Origin of the sequence: Streptomyces sp. NPDC059255 (assembly GCF_042752355.1) — a bacterium.
GTDB lineage: Bacteria > Actinomycetota > Actinomycetes > Streptomycetales > Streptomycetaceae > Streptomyces.
In genome coordinates, this window is the sequence record NZ_JBHYZP010000002.1 from 134,203 (window position 1) to 152,873 (window position 18,671).

General features: G+C 71.8%; 14 protein-coding genes. All 14 read right to left on the bottom strand.

All coding sequences use genetic code 11. The features are described from left to right. Nucleotide 1 precedes the first annotated feature (1 nt). Nucleotides 2-850: a TatD family hydrolase gene (locus ACFXKG_RS04315; protein ID WP_384832093.1), complete on the bottom strand. Its 849-nt coding sequence runs from the start codon at nucleotides 848-850 to the stop codon at nucleotides 2-4. Beyond that, complete coding sequence (locus ACFXKG_RS04320) at nucleotides 850-1,452, bottom strand: EboA domain-containing protein (RefSeq protein ID WP_384832096.1); 603 nt, start codon at nucleotides 1,450-1,452, stop codon at nucleotides 850-852. Before ACFXKG_RS04320 ends, ACFXKG_RS04315 begins: the two co-directional genes overlap by 1 nt. Then, nucleotides 1,449-2,294: a sugar phosphate isomerase/epimerase family protein gene (locus ACFXKG_RS04325; protein ID WP_384832099.1), complete on the bottom strand. Its 846-nt coding sequence runs from the start codon at nucleotides 2,292-2,294 to the stop codon at nucleotides 1,449-1,451. Before ACFXKG_RS04325 ends, ACFXKG_RS04320 begins: the two co-directional genes overlap by 4 nt. Continuing rightward, nucleotides 2,291-3,289, bottom strand: coding sequence for an SCO3242 family prenyltransferase (locus tag ACFXKG_RS04330; protein WP_384832102.1), 999 nt, complete (start codon nucleotides 3,287-3,289; stop codon nucleotides 2,291-2,293). The genes ACFXKG_RS04325 and ACFXKG_RS04330 overlap by 4 nt, the downstream gene beginning before the upstream one ends. Further along, nucleotides 3,286-4,440: an inositol-3-phosphate synthase gene (locus ACFXKG_RS04335; RefSeq protein WP_384832105.1), complete on the bottom strand. Its 1,155-nt coding sequence runs from the start codon at nucleotides 4,438-4,440 to the stop codon at nucleotides 3,286-3,288. Before ACFXKG_RS04335 ends, ACFXKG_RS04330 begins: the two co-directional genes overlap by 4 nt. 125 nt (nucleotides 4,441-4,565) lie before the next feature. Then, a complete protein-coding gene (locus ACFXKG_RS04340) occupies nucleotides 4,566-8,285 on the bottom strand; it encodes a ThuA domain-containing protein (protein ID WP_384832108.1) in 3,720 nt (1,239 codons plus the stop codon). Nucleotides 8,286-8,721: 436 nt separating this feature from the next. Next, nucleotides 8,722-9,726, bottom strand: a complete 1,005-nt coding sequence (locus ACFXKG_RS04345) for a sugar phosphate isomerase/epimerase family protein (protein WP_384832110.1) — start codon at nucleotides 9,724-9,726, stop codon at nucleotides 8,722-8,724. Nucleotides 9,727-9,757: 31 nt separating this feature from the next. Further along, nucleotides 9,758-11,014 (bottom strand): Gfo/Idh/MocA family protein, encoded by a 1,257-nt coding sequence (locus ACFXKG_RS04350; RefSeq protein WP_384832113.1) that lies wholly within the window; start codon nucleotides 11,012-11,014, stop codon nucleotides 9,758-9,760. Between the two features lie 195 nt (nucleotides 11,015-11,209). After that, nucleotides 11,210-12,250 carry a substrate-binding domain-containing protein gene (locus ACFXKG_RS04355; protein ID WP_384832116.1) on the bottom strand — a complete coding sequence of 347 codons (1,041 nt, stop codon included), beginning with the start codon at nucleotides 12,248-12,250 and terminating at the stop codon, nucleotides 11,210-11,212. Nucleotides 12,251-12,310: 60 nt separating this feature from the next. Further along, nucleotides 12,311-13,432 (bottom strand): ABC transporter permease, encoded by a 1,122-nt coding sequence (locus ACFXKG_RS04360; RefSeq protein WP_384832119.1) that lies wholly within the window; start codon nucleotides 13,430-13,432, stop codon nucleotides 12,311-12,313. Then, nucleotides 13,429-14,973: a sugar ABC transporter ATP-binding protein gene (locus ACFXKG_RS04365; protein ID WP_384832122.1), complete on the bottom strand. Its 1,545-nt coding sequence runs from the start codon at nucleotides 14,971-14,973 to the stop codon at nucleotides 13,429-13,431. Before ACFXKG_RS04365 ends, ACFXKG_RS04360 begins: the two co-directional genes overlap by 4 nt. Nucleotides 14,974-15,334: 361 nt before the next feature. Beyond that, nucleotides 15,335-16,519: an ROK family protein gene (locus tag ACFXKG_RS04370; RefSeq protein ID WP_384832125.1), complete on the bottom strand. Its 1,185-nt coding sequence runs from the start codon at nucleotides 16,517-16,519 to the stop codon at nucleotides 15,335-15,337. A 302-nt stretch (nucleotides 16,520-16,821) separates the two neighbouring features. Then, nucleotides 16,822-17,502 (bottom strand): GntR family transcriptional regulator, encoded by a 681-nt coding sequence (locus tag ACFXKG_RS04375; RefSeq protein ID WP_384832127.1) that lies wholly within the window; start codon nucleotides 17,500-17,502, stop codon nucleotides 16,822-16,824. A 128-nt stretch (nucleotides 17,503-17,630) separates the two neighbouring features. Continuing rightward, entirely contained in the window at nucleotides 17,631-18,578 is a 948-nt protein-coding gene (locus ACFXKG_RS04380; RefSeq protein ID WP_384832130.1) for a beta-ketoacyl-ACP synthase III, read from the bottom strand. Between the last annotated feature and the right edge of the window lie 93 nt (nucleotides 18,579-18,671).

Here is an 18,671-nt window from a genome sequence, read left to right on the forward strand (position 1 = left end):
CTCACTCCCCGCCGCGCAGCACGGAGTTGCCCTCGTGGAGGGCGTCCGGTGCGGCCACGTCGAGCTGGAGCCGGCCGCTCTGTCCGTAGAAGGCGACGGGGTTGCGCCACAGGACCTGGTCGACGTCGTCGGCGTCGAATCCGGCCGCGAGCATCGCGTCGGCGACCTTCCGGGTCTTGAGGGGGTCGCTGTTGCCCCAGTCGGCGGCCGAGTTGACGAGGACCTTCTCCGTGCCGTGCTCCTTGAGCACGGCGACCATCCGGTCCTCGTCCATCTTGGTGTCGGGGTAGATGGAGAAGCCGAGCCAGCTGCCGCTGTCGGCGGCCACCTTGACGGTGGTCTCGTTGAGGTGGTCGAGCAGGACCCGGTCCGGGGCGAGGGCGGATTCGCGTACGACGTCGATGGTGCGGCGCAGCCCGGCGAGCTTGTCGCGGTGCGGGGTGTGCACGAGCGCGGGCAGGCCGTGGTCGGCGGCGAGCTGGAGCTGGGCCGCGAGCGCGGTGTCCTCGGCCGGGGTCATGGAGTCGTAGCCGATCTCGCCGACGGCGACGACGCCGTCCTTGACGAGATAGCGGGGCAGTTCGTCCAGGACCGGGGTCAAGCGCGGGTCCCCCGCCTCCTTGGGGTTGAGGGCGAGGGTGCAGTGGTGGGCGATGCCGTACTGGGCGGCGCGGAAGGGCTCCCAGCCGAGCAGGGCGTCGAAGTAGTCGTAGAAGCTGGCGGGCGAGGTGCGGGGCTGGCCGAGCCAGAAGGACGGTTCGACCAGGGCGCGTACACCGGCGGCGTACATCGCCCGGTAGTCGTCCGTGGTGCGGGACGTCATGTGGATATGGGGGTCGAAGATACGCATCAGGACTCCTCGCCGGTCAGGTGGAGCGCGCGGTGCAGGTCGGCGGGTACGGGGCGGCCGGCGGCGGTACGTTCGGCGGCGAAGTCGCGGAGCATACGGGCCAGTTCGGCGTCCCCGCGGGCGCGTACGGGCAGGTCGGCGACGGCGTCGAGGGGCACCTCCGTGAAGAGGCACTTGAGGACGGCGTGGCGCCAGCCGTGCGCGCCGAGGTGGGTGGCGGCGTACGGGCCGACGGCCGCCGCGACGAGCCGGGTGTCGTTGGTCCGCAGGGCGTCCTCGACCAGGGGCAGCGCGCCGGGCCCGGTGCCGAGCAGCGGCAGGGCGAGCAGTACGGCGCGGCGCTCGGCGGCGGTGCCCTGGTGGTAGAGCCGGGTGAGGGTGGCCAGGCCGGCCCCGGCCTCCTGGAGCAGCAGGGTGCGTACGGCGTCGGCGTGGTCCTGGCCGCAGTGGCGCCCGGCGGCGGCGAAGCGCAGCTCCCAGGGGGCGGCGGTGTCCGGGTCGGCGTGCCCGGCGGAGGCGGCCGCCTCGGCCAGGGCCGCGTCGAGCCAGGGCAGGGCGTCCGGGGCGATCCGGTCGGCCAGTTCCGCGCGGCTGAGGGTCATGCGCGTACCTCCAGGGCGCGGAGGAAGTCCAGGGACGTACGGGCGAGTTCGGGCCCGGCGTGGGAGTGCCGGGGCAGCTCCACGACGGTGAGGCCCTGGTAGCCGGTGGCGGCCAGCGCGTCGAGGACGGGCGGGAAGTCGATCTCGCCGTCCCCGAACGGGAGGTGCTCGTGGACACCGCGTCGCATGTCCTCGATCTGCACATGGCGCAGCCAGGGGCCGGCCTCGCGTACGCAGTCGGCGGGCGAGCGGGGTTCCAGGCACTGGCAGTGGCCGATGTCGAGGGTGAGGCCGAGCGGGCCGGGGTCGCCGAGCCGGCGTCTGAGTTCGTGGAAGCCGGCGAGGTCACCGACGAGATGGCCGGGTTCCGGCTCGACGGCGAGCGGGACCCCGGCGGCCTCGGCGGCGTCGAGCACGGGCCCCATCGCCTCTTCCAGCCGCTTCCAGGCGGTGTCGGTGTCCGTGCCGGCCGGGGTGACGCCGCTGAAGCAGTGCACGGCGTGGGCGCCGAGGTCGGCGGCGACCTGGACGGCCGTGACGAGCAGCCCGGTCCTGGCGGCCCGGCCCGCGGGGTCCGGGTCGAGCAGGGTGGGGCCGTGCTTGCGGCGCGGGTCGAGGACGTAGCGGGCGCCGGTCTCGACGGTGACGTCGAGGCCGAGCGCGGTGAGGCGGCGGGCGACGCGGCGGGTGCGGGCGGCGAGTTCGGGCGCCGTCGGGTCGAGGTGCATGTGGTCGAGGGTGAGCCCGACGCCCTCGTAGCCGAGGTCGGCGAGGAGGCCGAGGGCGTCGTCCAGCCGCAGGTCGGTGAGCCCGTTGGTGCCGTATCCGTAACGCGGGCTCATGTCGGGCTCACTTTCCGTGCGACGGTGCGGGCCAGCGGTACCAGCCCCATGACTCCGAGGGCCACCCCGACCGCGCCGCCCCGTGCGGCGAGCGCGCCCTGGAGCGGGATCATGGCCCGGATCCCGCCGCCGACGGCGCGCTGGGTGAGGGCCGGGGACGGGTTGAGGGCGGCGTGCAGCAGGGGCCGCCCGGCGGTCCCCGCGTAGACGGCGGCGAGGGTGGCGGCGAGTGCGTGGCGGGCGCCCCGGCCGGGGGTGCCGGGGCCGGCCTCGGGCGGGCGGCGGCCGAGCAGCGCCCCGACGGTCCCGGTCACCGCGAGCGCGGCGAGCGGCAGTGCGGTCGAGCCGCCCTGGGTCTCGCGGCGGGAGACGGTGGTGACGGCGGCGGTGTGCACGCCGAGGACGGCGGCGGCCGGCAGGGCGGCCCGGACCCCGCTCCCGGCCGGCCGCGCGGCTTTCGCGGAGGCGGCGCCCGCCGCACTCGCTGTCGCCGTAGCTGTCGCTGTCGCCGTCGCGGTGGCACCGAGCAGCAGGTCCAGGGAGCGGGCCGCGCCCATGGCCGCCGGGCCTGCCGGGGTGTGTTTGAGGCGCAGGTCGTACGACCAGACCGTGGCCGCCAGCGCCGTGCCCACCGCCAGCGAGGGGCGTCCGGCGCGGGCGGCGAGCGCGAGGCCCGCGGCGGTCAGGCCCCCGGCCGCCGCGAGGGCGGCGGGCGGGGAGATCCGGCCCGACGGGATGGGGCGGTGCGGGCGGTCGACCGCGTCCTCGTCCCGGTCGGCCCAGTCGTTGAGCGCCATGCCCGCCTCGTACAGACAGAGCGAGGCGCCCACGGCGAGCGCGGTGGCGCGGCCGGGCCGCGCCCCGAGCGCCGCCGCGCCCGCGAGCCCGTCGCCGACCACGGTGAACAGGGCGGAGACGCGCAGCAGTTCGGCCCAGGCGCCCAGGGTCTCCCGGGCGGATCCGGTCGCCGGTCCCCCGCTGCCGCGAGGACTCATCCGGTCTCCCCCAGCCGTCCGGCGAAGGCGAGCAGCGCCTCGAACTGTTCGGCGAGCGCGGCGGGTCCGCCGTCCGGGTCCTTGAAGTAGAAGCCGAGTTCGGGCAGCGGCCCGCTCAGCCCGGTCTCGTGGGCGCGGGCCACCAGCCGGGCCAGGTCGAGGACGAGCGGCGCGGCCAGCGCCGAGTCGCACCCCTGCCAGATGGTCTGGAGGACCATCCGCGAGCCGAGGAAGCCGTCGAAGGCGATGTGGTCCCAGGCGGTCTTCCAGTCGCCGAGGGCCGGGACGTCGTCGATGTGGACCTCGCCCTCGGGCGCGGCGCCCAGGGTGTCGGCGAGGACGCGTTCCTTGCCCGCGTTCTTGGCCGCCGCGGCGGCCGGGTCGGCCAGCGCCGCTCCGTCCCCGCCGCCCAGCAGGTTCGTCCCGGACCAGGCCCGTACGGTCAGGGCCCGCTGGACGAACATGGGGGCGAGCACGGAACGGAGCAGCGTCTGGCCTGTCTTGCCGTCGCGGCCCGCGTGGGGAAGTCCGCGGTCCCGCGCGGCGGCGGTGAGGGCCGCGGTGCGCAGCCCGGTCGAGGGGGTGAAGTTGACGTACGGGCAGCCCGCCCGGACCGCGGCCGCCGCGTAGAGCGAACTCGGGGGCAGCCGGGGGTCGTCGGGGTCCGGTTCGGCCTCGGTGGAGGAGACATTGACGACGACGGTGCGGGCGACGCCGGTGCGCCGGGTGAAGTCGGTGAGGTCGGCGGCGAAGCCGTCGATGATCTCGTCGTCGCTCCTGGTGTCGCCGGGCAGGGGGCCACCGGCCCGTATCTCCCGGTCGGCGGCAGCGAGTTCGGCGTGGATCGCGGCGGGCAGCCCGTGCGGTAGCACGCCCGCGGCGGTCAGCGCCTCCGCGCGCTTGGGCAGCGGGCAGCTCGCCGTGTCGTGGCCGCCGAAGACGAGCGAGGACAGGGCGGGCAGGTGGGCCCCGGCGAAGGGCGCGGTCTCGGCGACCATGCCCGTCGGGGGATGGAGCCCGGCGGTGACGGCCGCGCATCCCGCGACGGCCGTGGTGGCGACGGAGCCGCGGGCCCCGACGAACCAGACTCCGGTGCGTACGGCGGCCCCGGCCGTCCCCGCTGCTGTTGATTCCGTACCGGTCGTGGTCACGGGCTGCCTCCCTGCGGGTGGTGCGGTCGATGGTGCGTGGGGTTCGAGACACATGCGGTGCGTGGTGGACGGCGGGCGGGGGGTACGGCGCCTCCCCGCCCGCCGCCGGCCGGCGGTTCCGCCCGTCAGGAGGAGGGCAGTTCCTTGATCTGGATGTCGCGGAACGACACCTGGTCGTCGGCCCCGTGGTTCTGGAGGCCTATGTACCCGTTCTTCAGGCTGCGGGCCGGATCCGTGTTGGTGAAGTCGTTGATCTTCACTCCGTTGAGGAAGATCTGGAGCCGCTCACCCTGGACCTTGATCTCGTAGCTGTTCCACTGGCCCGGCGGGCGCAGCACCCGGTCCCTGGCCTTGATGTCGGCCGACTTGAAGCCGTAGACGGAGCCGGTGGTGCGGTCGGGGGTGTCGGTGGCGTCGATCTGCACCTCGTACCCGTTGTTCACCGCGGACCAGGGGTCCTCGGAGGCCGGGAAGCCCACGAAGACACCGGAGTTGTCGTCCCCGGCCATCTTCCAGTCCATCTTCAGGGAGTACGCGCCGAACTCCTTGGCCTGGTACCAGAGCAGCCCCATGCCGCCCTCGGAGCGCAGTTCGCCGTCCACGATGTCGAACTTCCCGGGACCCGCCTGCTTCCAGCCTTCGAGGGTCTTGCCGTTGAAGAGGGAGCGGTAGCCGGTCTTCGGCTTGCAGTCGGCCTTGACCTGGCCGGCCGCGTACCGCAGTCCGCCGAGCAGGTGCTGCCGGAAGGGCGCCTCCGCGTACGACTCCTTCGTGTGGCCGCCCCCGGTGTAGAAGGACCGGCCGCCCTCGTAGGTCTGGCACCAGGCGATCGGGTGGTCGCCCTTCATCTTGCCGCCCTGGTAGGTGGTTTCGTCCAGGGTGGCGAGGACGCGGGCCTGACCGCGCGGGTTGGTGCGGTAGTTGTACCACTCGTCGGTGCGCTGCCACTCGTCGTCGAGGTGGGCGGTGGCCGGGTTGCCCTTGTCCTCGACCCGTACGGTGGCGGGCTGGATCGCCGGGTGCGAGTCGAAGTAGGCGCCGACGAGGCCGCCGTAGAACTTCCAGTCGTACTCGGTGTCCGCCGCGGCGTGCACGCCCATGTAGCCGCCGCCGGTGGCCACGTAGTTCTCGAACGCCTTCTGCTGGTCGGCGTTGAGCACGTCACCGGTGGTCGAGAGGAAGACCACGGCGTCGTACCGGGCGAGGTTGTTGGTGGTGAACTGCCCTGCCTCCTCGGTGGAGTCGACGGTGATTCCGGTCGTCTTGCCCAGTTCCTTCAGGGCGGCGACGCCCTCGGGGATCGAGTCGTGGCGGAATCCGCCGGTCTTGGAGAAGACCAGGACCCGCTTCTCGGTCTTGCCGGGGACCGCGGTGGAGAGCTGGAAGTCGTCCAGGTCGTAGAGCGCGCCCGAGCCGCCCTTGAAGACCAGGAAGAGTTCGGTGGTCTTCTTCGGTACGGAGCGCAGCGGCACGTCGATGTCCTGGAAGGTCTCCCAGCCGCCGGTGACCGGGATCGGCGCGGAGCCGAGCAGGTTGCCCTTGGCGGAGCCCGTCCGTACCTCCAGGAAGCCGCCGGCGCCGCCGGAGGAGATCCGGGCGGTGAGCGTCTTCGAACCGGTCAGGTTGTACGGCTTGAAGGAGATCCAGTCGCCGTTGTCGATGTCACCGACGGTCTTGCCGCCGTTGGCCGCGGCCTTCTCGACGACGGAGACGCCCGAGGAGTTGTTGAAGTGCTCGGCCTGCCGGTGGCGCGGCTGGAGCTGCGCCTGGTCGTGGCTGGTGAGCGCGGCCTGGCCGCCGCCTCCGCCGTCGGTGTACTCGGCGTCGATCACACCGAAGATGTTGGCGTTGGGGTCGTGCTCGGTGTCGGCGGGCGCGGTGATGGTGCCTTCGCAGCCGGTGGCCGAGGTGATCGGGTGGCCGTGGTTGTCATGGCCCAGGATGTAGCGGACGGTGACCTTGGAGCAGTCGATCGTCCCGTCCTCCGGGTCGGTGACCTTCACCTTGAAGGGGATCTCGTCCCCGAAGTTGAAGAGGTGGCCGTCCGCGGGGAGTTCGAGGGTCACCTTGGGCGCGGTGTTGCCGACGACCACGCGCACGGACGCGGTGGCGGTGCGCTCCGTCGGATCCGTGACGGTGAGCCGCGCGGTGTAGGTGCCGTTCTTCCGGTACGTGTGGACGGGGTTGGCGTCGGTGGAGGTGCCTCCGTCGCCGAAGTCCCAGGCGTAGCTCAGCTCGTCGCCGTCGGGGTCCTCGGTGCCGGCCGAGGAGAACGTGACCTTCAGCGGGCTGGTCCCGGAGGTCTTGCTCGCCTTGGCCACGGCGATCGGTGACTTGCCGCCGGTGGAGTTCTCGATGCGGTAGAGAGCGGAGTGCTCGTCACCGCCGAACCAGGAGAGGCCGTAGTCGAGCACGTAGAGCGCGCCGTCCGGGCCGAAGGCCGAGTCCATGACCTGGGTGCCGGTCCAGGGGAACGGGTTGATCTTCTCGACGGTGCCGTCCTCGCCCTGCTCGATCCGCTTGATCCACTGGCGGCCGAACTCGGTGGCGAAGAAGTCGCCGTCGTACTCCTCGGGGAACTTCACCGGGGAGTCGAGCTCGGCGTCGTAGCGGTAGACCGGGCCGGCCATCGGGGACTCGGAGCCGGTGCCGAACTCGGGCACGCTGCCGCCGTCGTAGTCGATCCAGGCGGGCTGGGCGGGCGGCAGATCGGTGAGTCCGGTGTTGTTCCGCGAGGTGTTCTTCGGCGCGGCGCAGTCGAACGCGGCGCCGGACTCCTTGGTGCCGAAGTCGTAGTCGATGAACGGCTCGTTCTTGCCGACGCAGTACGGCCAGCCGTAGTTGCCGGGCCCGGTGACCCGCGCGAACTCGACCATGCCGGACGGGCCCCGGGTCGGGGAGGCGGCGCCCGCGTCGGGGCCGTAGTCGCCCACGTACACGATGCCGGTCTGCTGGTCGACGGAGATCCGGAAGGGGTTGCGGAACCCCATGGCGTAGATCTCGGGGCGGGTCTTGTCGGTGCCGGGGGCGAAGAGGTTGCCCTCGGGGACGGTGTACGAGCCGTCCTCGGCGACCTTGATCCGCAGCAGCTTGCCACGCAGGTCGTTGGTGTTGCCCGCGCTGCGCTGGGCGTCGAACGCCGGGTTGCGGTCGGTCCGTTCGTCGATCGGGGTGTAGCCGTCGGAGGCGAACGGGTTGGTGTCGTCGCCGGTCGACAGGTACAGGTTGCCGTCGGCGTCGAAGGCGATGTCGCCGCCGACGTGGCAGCAGGTGCCGCGGGTGGCGGCGACGTCGAGGACCTTCTTCTCGCTCGCCTTGTCGAGCGTGCCGTCCTCGTTGAGGGTGAAGCGGGAGAGCCGGTTGATGCCGTCGAAGGGCGCGAAGTCGACGGGCGCCCCGTTCTCGGGGGCGTCACCGGCGGGGGTGTCGAGCTTGGGTGCGTAGTAGAGGTAGATCGCCCGGTTCTCGGCGAATCCGGGGTCCACCCCGACGCCCTGGAGGCCTTCCTCGTCGTGGCTGTAGACGTCGAGGGTGCCGGAGACCATGGTGTCGCCGCCGGCGTCGGTGATGCGCAGGGTGCCGTCGCGCGAGGTGTGCAGGACGCGGCGGTCCGGGAGCACGGCGAGCGACATGGGCTCGCCGACCTCGTCGGCGCCCTTGGCGAGGGTCACCTGCTGGAAGCTCTCCTCCGCGGCCGCGGCGGCCGAGGGGGCCGACGGCCCCGCTCCCGCGGCGGACGCGGGTACGGCGCTCAGGCTCGATCCGGCGAGCAGGGCGCCCGTCAGGAGTGCGAGGAGGTTTCTGGCTCGGGGATGTTTGCCGGCTCGGGGGCGTTTTCTGTGCACGAAAGTCCTCCACAGTGGGCTGTTCGTACCTGCGGGGTGCCGGGAGAGCGCGCGGTCCCTCGCGCTCTCGCCTCCCCAGGGGGGTGCTCGTCCCGCACCCGGGTCCCCGTGGAGGTGGCCGTGTCACCGACGTGCGCCGTCACATCGGTGACCACCGTTTGTGCTGTGTCGTGTTCGCTTGCGTTGTTCTGTACAACTCAATCGTCATGGACGGTAGCCGTGTTCGTCCCGTACGGAAAGACCTTGCGCACGGGTGAAGTTGAACTTCTTCCAGTTTCTGGACAAAGCGGCCCTTGAGCAGCCCGGACCGCCCGGCGGCGCGGAACGCCGCCGGGCCGTGTACGTGGGGGCCAGGTGCCCTGTACCACCTGGCCCCGTGGTCCGGAAGGCCCGACTCGGCCTGCTCGGCCTGCTCGGCCTGCTCGGCCTGCTCCGTCTACTCCCCGCCCCCGAACGCGGCGTCGAACGACGCGCTCGGCGGGTCGAAGTCGAAGCGCTTGAGACCGGCGAGGGCCTCGGGCGCCCCGGCCAGCCGGTCCATGCCCGCGTCCTCCCACTCGACGGAGACGGGGCCCTCGTAGCCGATCGACCGCAGCATCCGGAAGACGTCCTCCCAGGGCACGTCGCCGTGTCCCGCCGAGACGAAGTCCCAGCCGCGCCGCGGGTCGCCCCAGGGCAGATGGGAGCCGAGGCGCCCGTTGCGGCCGTCGAGACGCTTGCGCGCCTCCTTGCAGTCGACGTGGTAGATCCGGTCGCGGAAGTCGTAGAGGAAGTTGACCGGGTCGAGGTCCTGCCAGACGAAGTGGCTCGGGTCGAAGTTCAGCCCGAACGCGGGACGGTGGTCCACCGCCTTCAGCGCCTCGCGCGTGGTCCAGTAGTCGTACGCGATCTCGCTCGGGTGGACCTCGTGCGCGAAGCGGACCCCCTCGGCGTCGAAGACGTCCAGGATCGGGTTCCACCGCTCCGCGAAGTCCTCGTACCCCCGCTCGATCATGCCGGGCGGCACGGGCGGGAACATCGCGACGAGGTGCCAGATCGACGAGCCGGTGAAGCCGACGACCGTGTCCACGCCGAAGGCGGCCGCCGCCCGGGCGGTGTCCTGGATCTCGGCGGCGGCGCGCCGCCTGACGCCCTCGGGCTCGCCGTCGCCCCAGATCCGGGACGGCAGGATGCCCTGGTGGCGCTCGTCGATCGGGTTGTCGCAGACGGCCTGGCCGACGAGATGGTTGGAGATCGCCCAGCACTTCAGCCCGTACTTGTCGAGGAGCTGGTGGCGGCCGGCCAGGTAACCCGGGTCGGCGAGGGCCTTGTCCACCTCGAAGTGATCGCCCCAGCAGGCGAGTTCGAGCCCGTCGTAACCGAAGTCACGGGCGAGCCGGCACACCTCCTCCAGGGGCAGATCGGCCCACTGGCCGGTGAAGAGCGTGAACGGACGTGGCATTCGGACCTCCTTCTAGGAATTACCGGAGTCTCTAGGAAAGCTGCTGCGCCGCGGGCTCCTCGGCCGGCGACGCGTCGTGCCCCTGCGGCACGGGGGTGTACACCGCGTTCTTCGCCGCGCTGTCCTCCACCGCGGCGAGCACCCGCTGCACCTGGAGCCCGTCCTCGAAGGACGGCACCGGATCGCGCCCGGCGGCCACCGCCTCGACCAGGTCGCGCACCTCGTGCACGAACGTGTGCTCGTACCCCAGCCCGTGGCCCGGCGGCCACCACCCCTCCAGATAGGGATGCTCCGGCTCCGTGACCAGGATTCGGCGGAAGCCGGACGAGGGCGCGGGCTCGGTGTGGTCGTGGAACGACAGCTCGTTCAGCCGCTCCAGATCGAAGGCGAGCGAGCCGAGTTCGCCGTTGATCTCCAGGTGGAGCGCGTTCTTGCGACCCGAGGCCATCCGGCTCGCCTCGAAGGAGGCCAGCGCGCCCGAGGCCAGCCGCCCGGTGAACACCGCGGCGTCGTCGACGGTCACGGCGCCGGTCTCGGCACCGCCCGCCCCGGACAGGCCGGCGGTGGCGCCGCTGAGCACCGGCCGCTCCTTGACGAAGGTCTCGGTGAGCGCCGAGACCCCCACCAGCGGCTCCCCCGTCAGGAACTGCGCCAGATCGACGATGTGCGCGCCCAGGTCGCCCAGCGCCCCCGACCCGGCGTGCTCGCGCTTGAGCCGCCAGGTCAGCGGGGCCGCCGGATCGGCCAGCCAGTCCTGGAGGTACGTGATGCGCACATGGCGCAGGGTGCCGAGCCGGCCCTCCTCGATGAGCTGCCGGGCGTACGAGACGGCCGGCACCCGGCGGTAGTTGAAGCCGACCATGGCGAGCTGGCCGCGGGAGCGCGCGGCCCGCGCCGCCCTGACCATCGCCTCGGCCTCGGCCACCGAGTTGGCGAGGGGCTTCTCGCACAGGACGTGCTTGCCCGCCTCCAGCGCGGCGATCGCGATCTCCGCGTGGCTGTCCCCGGGCGTGCAGATGTCGACCACCTGCACATCGTCGCGCGCGATCAGCTCCCGCCACTCCGTTTCGGCGGCGGCCCAGCCGTGTTTTTCGGCGGCGGCCCGGACACCGTCCCGGTCCCGGCCGCAGATCGCGGCGAGCACGGGCCGCATCGGCAGGTCGAAGACGTGTCCCGCGGTGCGCCACCCCTGCGAGTGGGCGGCTCCCATGAACGCGTATCCGACCATGCCGACGCCGAGTGTCGGCGGTGCACCGGCTGCTTGCTCCGCCGCTTCACTGGAGGTCATACGGAGTACTCCTCGTCTCTCGCTCGGTGGGGGGTGGCCTGGGGCCTGTCGTCCGGATCTTGCCGGGCTCACGGGCCCGCGGTGACATCAGCCGCTGACGCGGCGGTCGCTCCCTGATCCGGCCGGATCCGGACGACAGACCCTGGTGCCGCCCGTGCCCCTTCCGGCACGGGCGGGTCCGCTCCAGGCCCTGGACTAGTTGAAGCCGGTGGGCAGGTACTGGTCGACGTTGTCCTTGTCGACCACGGCCGAGTAGAGGGTGACCGAGGCGGGGATCTCCAGCTCCGCCATGCCGCTGATGCCCTTGGCGTTGCCCAGGGCGCGGGCCAGGTCGATGGCGGAGGCGGCCATCGTCGGCGGGTAGAGGACGGTGGCCTTGAGCACACTGTTGTCGGCCTTGATGGCGTCCATCGCCGACTTGGCCCCGGCGCCGCCGACCATCAGGAAGTCCTTGCGGCCCGCCTGCTGGATGGCGCGCAGCGCGCCCACGCCCTGGTCGTCGTCGTGGTTCCACAGCGCGTCGAAGGAGGACTGCGCCTGGAGGAGCTGCGCCATCTTCGCCTGGCCGGACTCGACGGTGAACTCGGCCGCCTGGCGGGCGACCTTCTTGATGTTCGGGTAGTTCTTCAGCGCGTCGTCGAACCCCTGGGTGCGCTGCTGGGTCAGCTCCAGGCCGTCGACCCCGGCCAGCTCGATGACCTTGGCGTTCGGCTTGTCCTTGAGCCGCTGGCCGATGTAGTTGCCGGCGCTGACGCCCATGCCGTAGTTGTCGCCGCCGATGTAGGCGCGGTACGCCTGCGGGTTGGAGAAGATCCGGTCGAGGTTGATGACCGGGATCCCGGCGCGCATGGCCTTCAGGCCGACCTGGGTGAGCGCCTTGCCGTCGGCCGGCAGGATCACCAGGACGTCGACCTTCTTGTTGATGAGCGTCTCGACCTGGCCGATCTGCGCGGCGATGTCGTTGGAGCCCTCGGTGATGTCGAGCGTGATCTCCGAGTACTTCTTGGCGCGCGCCTTGGCCTGCTCGTTGATCGCGTTGAGCCAGCCGTGGTCGGCCTGGGGCCCCGCGAAGCCGATGGTCAGGGGCTTGCCCGGCTTGTCGTCGGCGGCGGGCGCGGTGTCGGCGGCCGTCTCCTTGCTCGCGGCGGGCTCGTTGCTGGTACAGGCGGTGAGGAGGGCACCGGCGGAGATCGCGGCGGTGCCGAACAGCAGTCCTCTGCGGCTGGTTTCTGGCATGGCGGTTCAACCCTTCGGATAGGGCAGTACGACAACAGGAAGCGGGTGCGAGGCGGGAGGTCAGGCCTCGCCGTTGCGCGCGGTGCGGCGCTGGACCAGTACGGCGGCGACGATGATGGCGCCCTTGGCGATCTGCTGGACGTCGCTCTGGAGGTTGTTCAGAGCGAAGATGTTGGTGATCGTGGTGAAGACGAGGACCCCGAGGACGGAGCCGACGATGGTGCCTCGGCCCCCGCTGAGCAGTGTGCCGCCGATGATCGCCGCGGCGATGGCGTCCAGCTCGTAGAGGTTTCCGTTGGTGTTCTGTCCCGAGCCCGCCAGGATGATCAGCAGGAAGGCCGCGATCCCGCAGCACAGCCCGGACAGGAGGTAGAGGTAGAGCCGCTGCCTGCGTACGTCGATCCCGGCGAGCCGGGCGGCCTCGGCGTTGCCGCCGACGGCGACGGTGCGCCGGCCGAAGGTCGTACGGTTCAGGATCAGCCAGCCGATGACGGTGACCAGGGCGAAGACCAGGACGAGCGGCGGTATCCCCAGGAGGTACGAGTCCGGGACGCCGAGGTCGAGGACCGAGTTCACGGTGACGATCTGGGTCTTGCCGTCGGTGATCTGGAGCGCGAGCCCCCGGGCGGAGGCGAGCATCGCGAGGGTCGCGATGAACGGCACCATCCCGCCGTACGCGATCAGCACCCCGTTCACCAGGCCGCAGCCGAGTCCGACGAGGACCGCCGTGAAGAGGATCCCGGCGAATCCGTACTCCTGGGTGGCCAGGGTCGTGGCCCACACCGAGGCGAGGGCGACGATCGCGCCGACCGACAGGTCGATGCCGCCGCTGGTGATCACGAAGGTCATGCCGACGGTGACCACACCGATGACCGACGCCTGGGTCAGCACCAGCTGAAGGTTGTTGGTGTCGAGGAACTGGTCCGGCTTGGTGATGCCGCCGACCACGATCAGCGCGGCGAGCACCCCGAGCAGGGAGAGGTTACGGACATCGAGACGCATCCCGAGGTCGCGCCAACCGCCGCCACCCTGGGGCGACTTGGCGCCCTGGGCGGCCTTGGTGGTGTGCCCGGCGTCGGCCGGAGCGGCCGATGCCGCCGGCTTGGCGAGCGAAGTGGGAGGCCCGGACGCGGGGGCGTCTTCGGGCCCGCCCCGCCGTTCCTCGGAGGCGGGCTGTGTCATGGCGTCGGACTCCCTTCCATCACAAGATCGAGTACACGGTGCTCGTCCAGCTCCTGGGCCGGCGCCCGGTGGACGACCTGGCCCTCCCGGAGCACGAGCACCCGGTCCGCGAGGCCCAGGACCTCGGGGACCTCGCTGGAGACGAGCAGTACGGCCAGGCCTTCGTCGGCCAGCCGGCGGATCACGGCGTAGAGCTCGGCGCGGGCGCCCACGTCCACACCGCGGGTCGGTTCGTCGAGCAGCAGCACCCGGCAGCCGCGCAGCAGCCAGCGCGCGAGGACCGCCTTCTGCTGATTGCCGCCGGAGAGGGTACGGATACGGGCGTCCGGGTTGTCGGGACGCAGCGAGAGTTCCCTGGTGGCGGCCTGTGCGGCGGTGCGCTCGGCGGTGTGGTCGAGCCAGCCGCCCCGGGAGAAGCGGCCCAGCGAGGACACCGACACGTTGCGGGTGACGGATTCGAGCAGCAGCAGGCCCTGGGCCTTGCGCTCCTCGGGCGCGAGGCCCAGCCCCGCGCGGACGGCGGCGCGCACACTGCCAGGTCGCAGCGGCACCCCGTCGACCAGCACCCGGCCGGCGCTCGGCTTGCGCGCCCCGTAGATCGTCTCCAGGATCTCGGAGCGCCCGGAGCCGACGAGCCCGGCGAGCCCGACGATCTCGCCGGGCCGCAGTTCGAGGTCGACCGGGGCGAACTCCCCTTCCCTGGCGAGCCCTTCGACGCGCAGTACGGGTTCGGGGCGCGCGGCGCCGGTCTCCTCACCGGAGTCCCCGGGCCGCTCGGGGAAGACGTACTCGACGTTCCGCCCGGTCATCAGCGCGACGACCTCACGGGTCGGGGTCTCCTTGGCCGGCAGCGCGACGGCGACGGTGCGCCCGTCCTTGATCACAGTGACCCGGTCGCCGATGCGCCGGATCTCCTCCAGCCGGTGGGAGATGTAGATGACGGCGACACCGTCGGCGGTGAGGGTGGCGACGATGCGGAAGAGGTTGTCGACCTCGTCGGGGTCGAGGGCCGCGGACGGCTCGTCCATCACGATGAGCCGTACGTCGTGGGAGAGGGCGCGGGCCATCGAGACGATCTGCTGCTGGGCGGCGGAGAGCGAGCCGACGGCGCGGGTGGCCTGGATCTCGGGGTGGCCGAGACGGGCCAGCAGAGCGGTCGCCCTGGTCCGCGCCTCACGGCCCCTGACCACGAACCCGGCGGTGGTCGGCTCGTGCCCGAGGAAGATGTTCTCGGCGACCGACAGCCCTTCCACCAGGTCGAGTTCCTGGTAGATGGTGGCGATGCCGAGCCGCATGGCGGCGATGGGCGACTTGAGGGTGACCGTCTCGCCCTGCCAGGTGATCACACCGCCGTCGGGCTGGTGGGCCCCGGCGAGCGTCTTGATGAGGGTGGACTTGCCGGCGCCGTTCTGGCCGAGCAGACAGTGCACCTCACCGGCCTCGACCTCCAGGTCCACACCGTCGAGGGCGCGGACTCCTGGGAACGTCTTGGTGATGCCGGACATGGTGAGCAGCGGGGTCGGTGGTGGAGGTGGTGCCATGGCGAATCCCCTCGGCGGATAGCGGCCTGCCGGCGGGACACGGCGGCCCACGGGCAGGGTGCGGGGTACGGATACGGCGCGGCTCGTGCGAGTGTCGAGTGGTGCGGCTCGTGCGAGGTGCGGTGTGCGGTGTGTTTCACCGCTCCTGCGGAGCGGTGTGCGGTGTGTCGTACGTGGTGCGGCTCGTACCGGTGGGTACGGATCACGCGGTGGTGCGGGTGGTACGGGTGGTACGAGTCGCGCGGTGGCGCGGGTGGCGCGGTACTTCCGGTGGGACCTGGGCCCCTGTAGATACGGGTGGTGCGGATGGTGCGGTGGTGGTACGGGTGGTGCGGGGTGGATCAGTGGTGCTGCACCGGCGTCAGGCCGGTGAGAACAGGTGGTCGCTGATGAGCCGGGCCGCGCCGGTGACCCCGGCGGTCGGGCCCAACTCGCCCAGGACGATGGGGAGATTGCCGGTGGCCAGCGGCAGGGACTGCCGGTAGACCTGAGTCCGTACGCTGGCCAGCAGGGTGTGGCCGAGGCCGGTCACCCCGCCGCCGATCACCACGAGACCGGGGTTGAAGAAGCTGACGAGGCCGGCGATGACCTGGCCGACGTGGTTGCCGCCGGTCCGGATGAGTTCGAGCGCGGCCGGGTCTCCCGCCGCCGCGGCGGCGGCGACGTCCACGGCGGTGAGCGGTCCCCCGGACTCGGCCAGCCGGGCGGCCAGTTCGGGTGAGCGGCCGGTGCGGGCCGCGTCCTCCGCGTCCCGGGCGAGCGCGGCGCCGCTGAAGTACGCCTCCAGGCAGCCCTTGTTGCCGCAGGCGCAGGGACGCCCGTCCTTCTCGACCTGGATGTGGCCGATGTCGCCGGCGCTGCCGGTCGTGCCCCGGTAGACATCACCGGCGACGACGATGCCGCAGCCGATGCCCGTACCGATCTTGACGCAGAGGAAGTCGCCGACGGAGCGCGCGACGCCCGCGTGCTGCTCGCCCATCGCCATCAGGTTCACGTCGTTGTCGACCATGACCGGGCAGCCCAGCTCCTGGCTGAGCGCCTCCCGTACGGGGAAGCCGTCCCAGCCGGGCATGATCGGCGGCGCGACCGGCACGCCCTCGGGGAAGCGCACCGGGCCCGGCACCCCTATCCCCGCGCCGTCGAACTCCTCGGCCAGCCCGGTGACCTTGAGCTTGGCGGCCATGACGAGGACCTGCTCGAAGACGGCGACGGGGCCTTCGCGGACGTCCATCGGGTGGTTGAGATGGCCCAGGACCTCCAGCTCGGCGTTGGTGACGGCGACGTCGATGGAGGTGGCGCCGATGTCGACACCGAGGAAGCGCATACGGGGCGCCAGCCGGATGTTGTGGGAACGCCGGCCGCCGCGCGAGGCGGCGAGCCCGTCGGCCACCACGAGACCGGTCTCCAGCAGCCGGTCCACCTCGACCGCGAGCTTGGAGCGGGAGAGGTCGACCTGATCCCCGAGCTGGGCACGGGAGTTGGGTCCACCGTCGCGGAGCAGCCGGAGCAGTCGCGCCTGGTGAGCGTTTGCGGGTCGTGCCGTCATGCGTCTCACGCGCCCCTCCCCGCCTTCTCGGCCGTATATATCGGTGTACGTCGGTGTGTGCGACCGGGCCCTTCGGTGAACCCGTGCGTCGCGCTTTCGAGGGAACGTAGCAGCGCTTGCCCACGGTGGGAAGAAGTTGCGCAGGAATCGGTATCAACTTTCTCCACACCGAGGACAAAGCCTGGGACGGACCACCAGGCGGATCCGGAGAACACGAACGGCCGTCACGCGGATTCCGCGTGACGGCCGGGGGCAGGCAGGACCGGGGGCGGCCAGGGAGCGCCCCACGGTTCAGCCGGGGGTCAGGAGGTGCGTTCGCGCTGGTGGTACGTGGTGCGCGTGTGCTCCGTGTGTGCCTTCATGATCTCGGTGGCGCGCCCTTCGTCCCGTGCCGAGATCGCCGCTATCAGCTCGCGGTGCTCGATCCAGGACTGCCTGCCGCGCTGCCGGGCGACCGGTGTGTAGTACCAGCGGACCCGGCGGTCCACCTGTGCGGCCAGCTCGGCCAGGACGAGGTTGCCCGCCAGTTCCATCACCTTGGCGTGGAAGGCGGCGTTGGTGGCGACCGCCAGGTCCACGTCGTCGTCGGCCACGGCGCGCTCCCCCTGGGCGCACAGCTCCTCCAGCGCGGCGATCCCGGCCGTGCCGGAGTTGGCGGCGGCGAGCCGGGCGGCGTCCGCCTCCAGCAGCGTACGGACCGAGAGGAGCTGGTCGGCCTCCTCCTCGGTCGGTTCGTGGACGAACGCGCCCTGCGCCGGGCGCAGATCGACCCAGCCCTCGGTGTTGAGGCGCTGGAGCGCCTCGCGCACCGGCTGCCTCGACACCCCGAGATGGCCCGCGAGTTCGCTCTCGACGAGATGCTGGCCCGGCTGGAGCGCGCGGGTCGTGATCAGTTCGAGCAGGGCCTCGTAGACGCGCTCCCGCAGTGGACCCGGTCTTTCGAGCCTGGGCACGGATCCTTGCGCCAACTTCGCGGACAGCATCGCGATCCCCCTCCTGGCCGGCAGTGTCGATGACGGTTGGCGACAGCCGTTGGCGGAGTGCCCGCACCGTACATGTGAGGGCATCACCACATTGGCTATCGTCTACAGTCTACCGAGATCCGCCGGGTTCATGGGCAGCGGATGACCTGACCCGCGTAGGAGAGGTTGCCGCCGAAGCCGAAGAGCAGTGCGGGAGCCCCGGACGGGACCTCGCCGCGCGCCACGAGCTTGGAGAGCGCCATCGGGATCGAGGCGGCGGACGTGTTGCCCGATTCCACGACATCCCGGGCGATGACCGCGTTGACCGCGCCGATCTTCTGGGCGACCGGCTCGATGATCCGCAGGTTCGCCTGGTGCAGCACGACGGCGGCCAGCTCCTCGGGAGCCACACCGGCCCGCTCGCAGACCTTGCGGGCGATCGGCGGGAGCTGGGTGGTCGCCCAGCGGTAGACGGACTGACCCTCCTGCGCGAAGATCGGCGGGGTGCCCTCGATCCGTACGGCGTGTCCCATCTCGGGCACCGAGCCCCAGAGCACCGGGCCGATCCCCGGCTCCTCGCCGTCCTCGGTCGCCACGACCACGGCCGCGCCCGCGCCGTCACCGAGCAGGACACACGTGGAGCGGTCCGTCCAGTCGGCGATCGCGGCCATCTTGTCCGCGCCGATGACCAGCACCCGCGAGGCGGAGCCCGCTCGTACCGCGTGGTCGGCGGTGGCGAGGGCGTGGGTGAAGCCCGCGCACACCACGTTCAGGTCCATGACGGCCGGTGCCCCCATGGAGAGCCGGGCGGCGACCCGCGCGGCGGTGTTCGGCGACCGGTCGATCGCCGTGGAGGTGGCGACCAGCACCATGTCGATGTCGGCCGGGTCGAGACCGGCCGCGGCGAGCGCCTTGGCGCCCGCGTACGCGGCCAGCTCGTCCACCGGCTCCTCGGGACCCGCCACGTGCCGGGTCTTGATCCCGACCCGGCTCGTGATCCATTCGTCACTGGTGTCGACCATCGCCGCCAGGTCGTGGTTGGTGAGCACTTTGGCGGGCTGATAGTGCCCCAGCGCGGCGATACGAGTTCCGGTCATGTCCCGGACCCCCTCTTCGTCGACGTACAGGAATGCTCCAGTCTCGTCAGCGACTCACCGGTAAGGGTGCAGGGGAATCAACAGGATTCCACC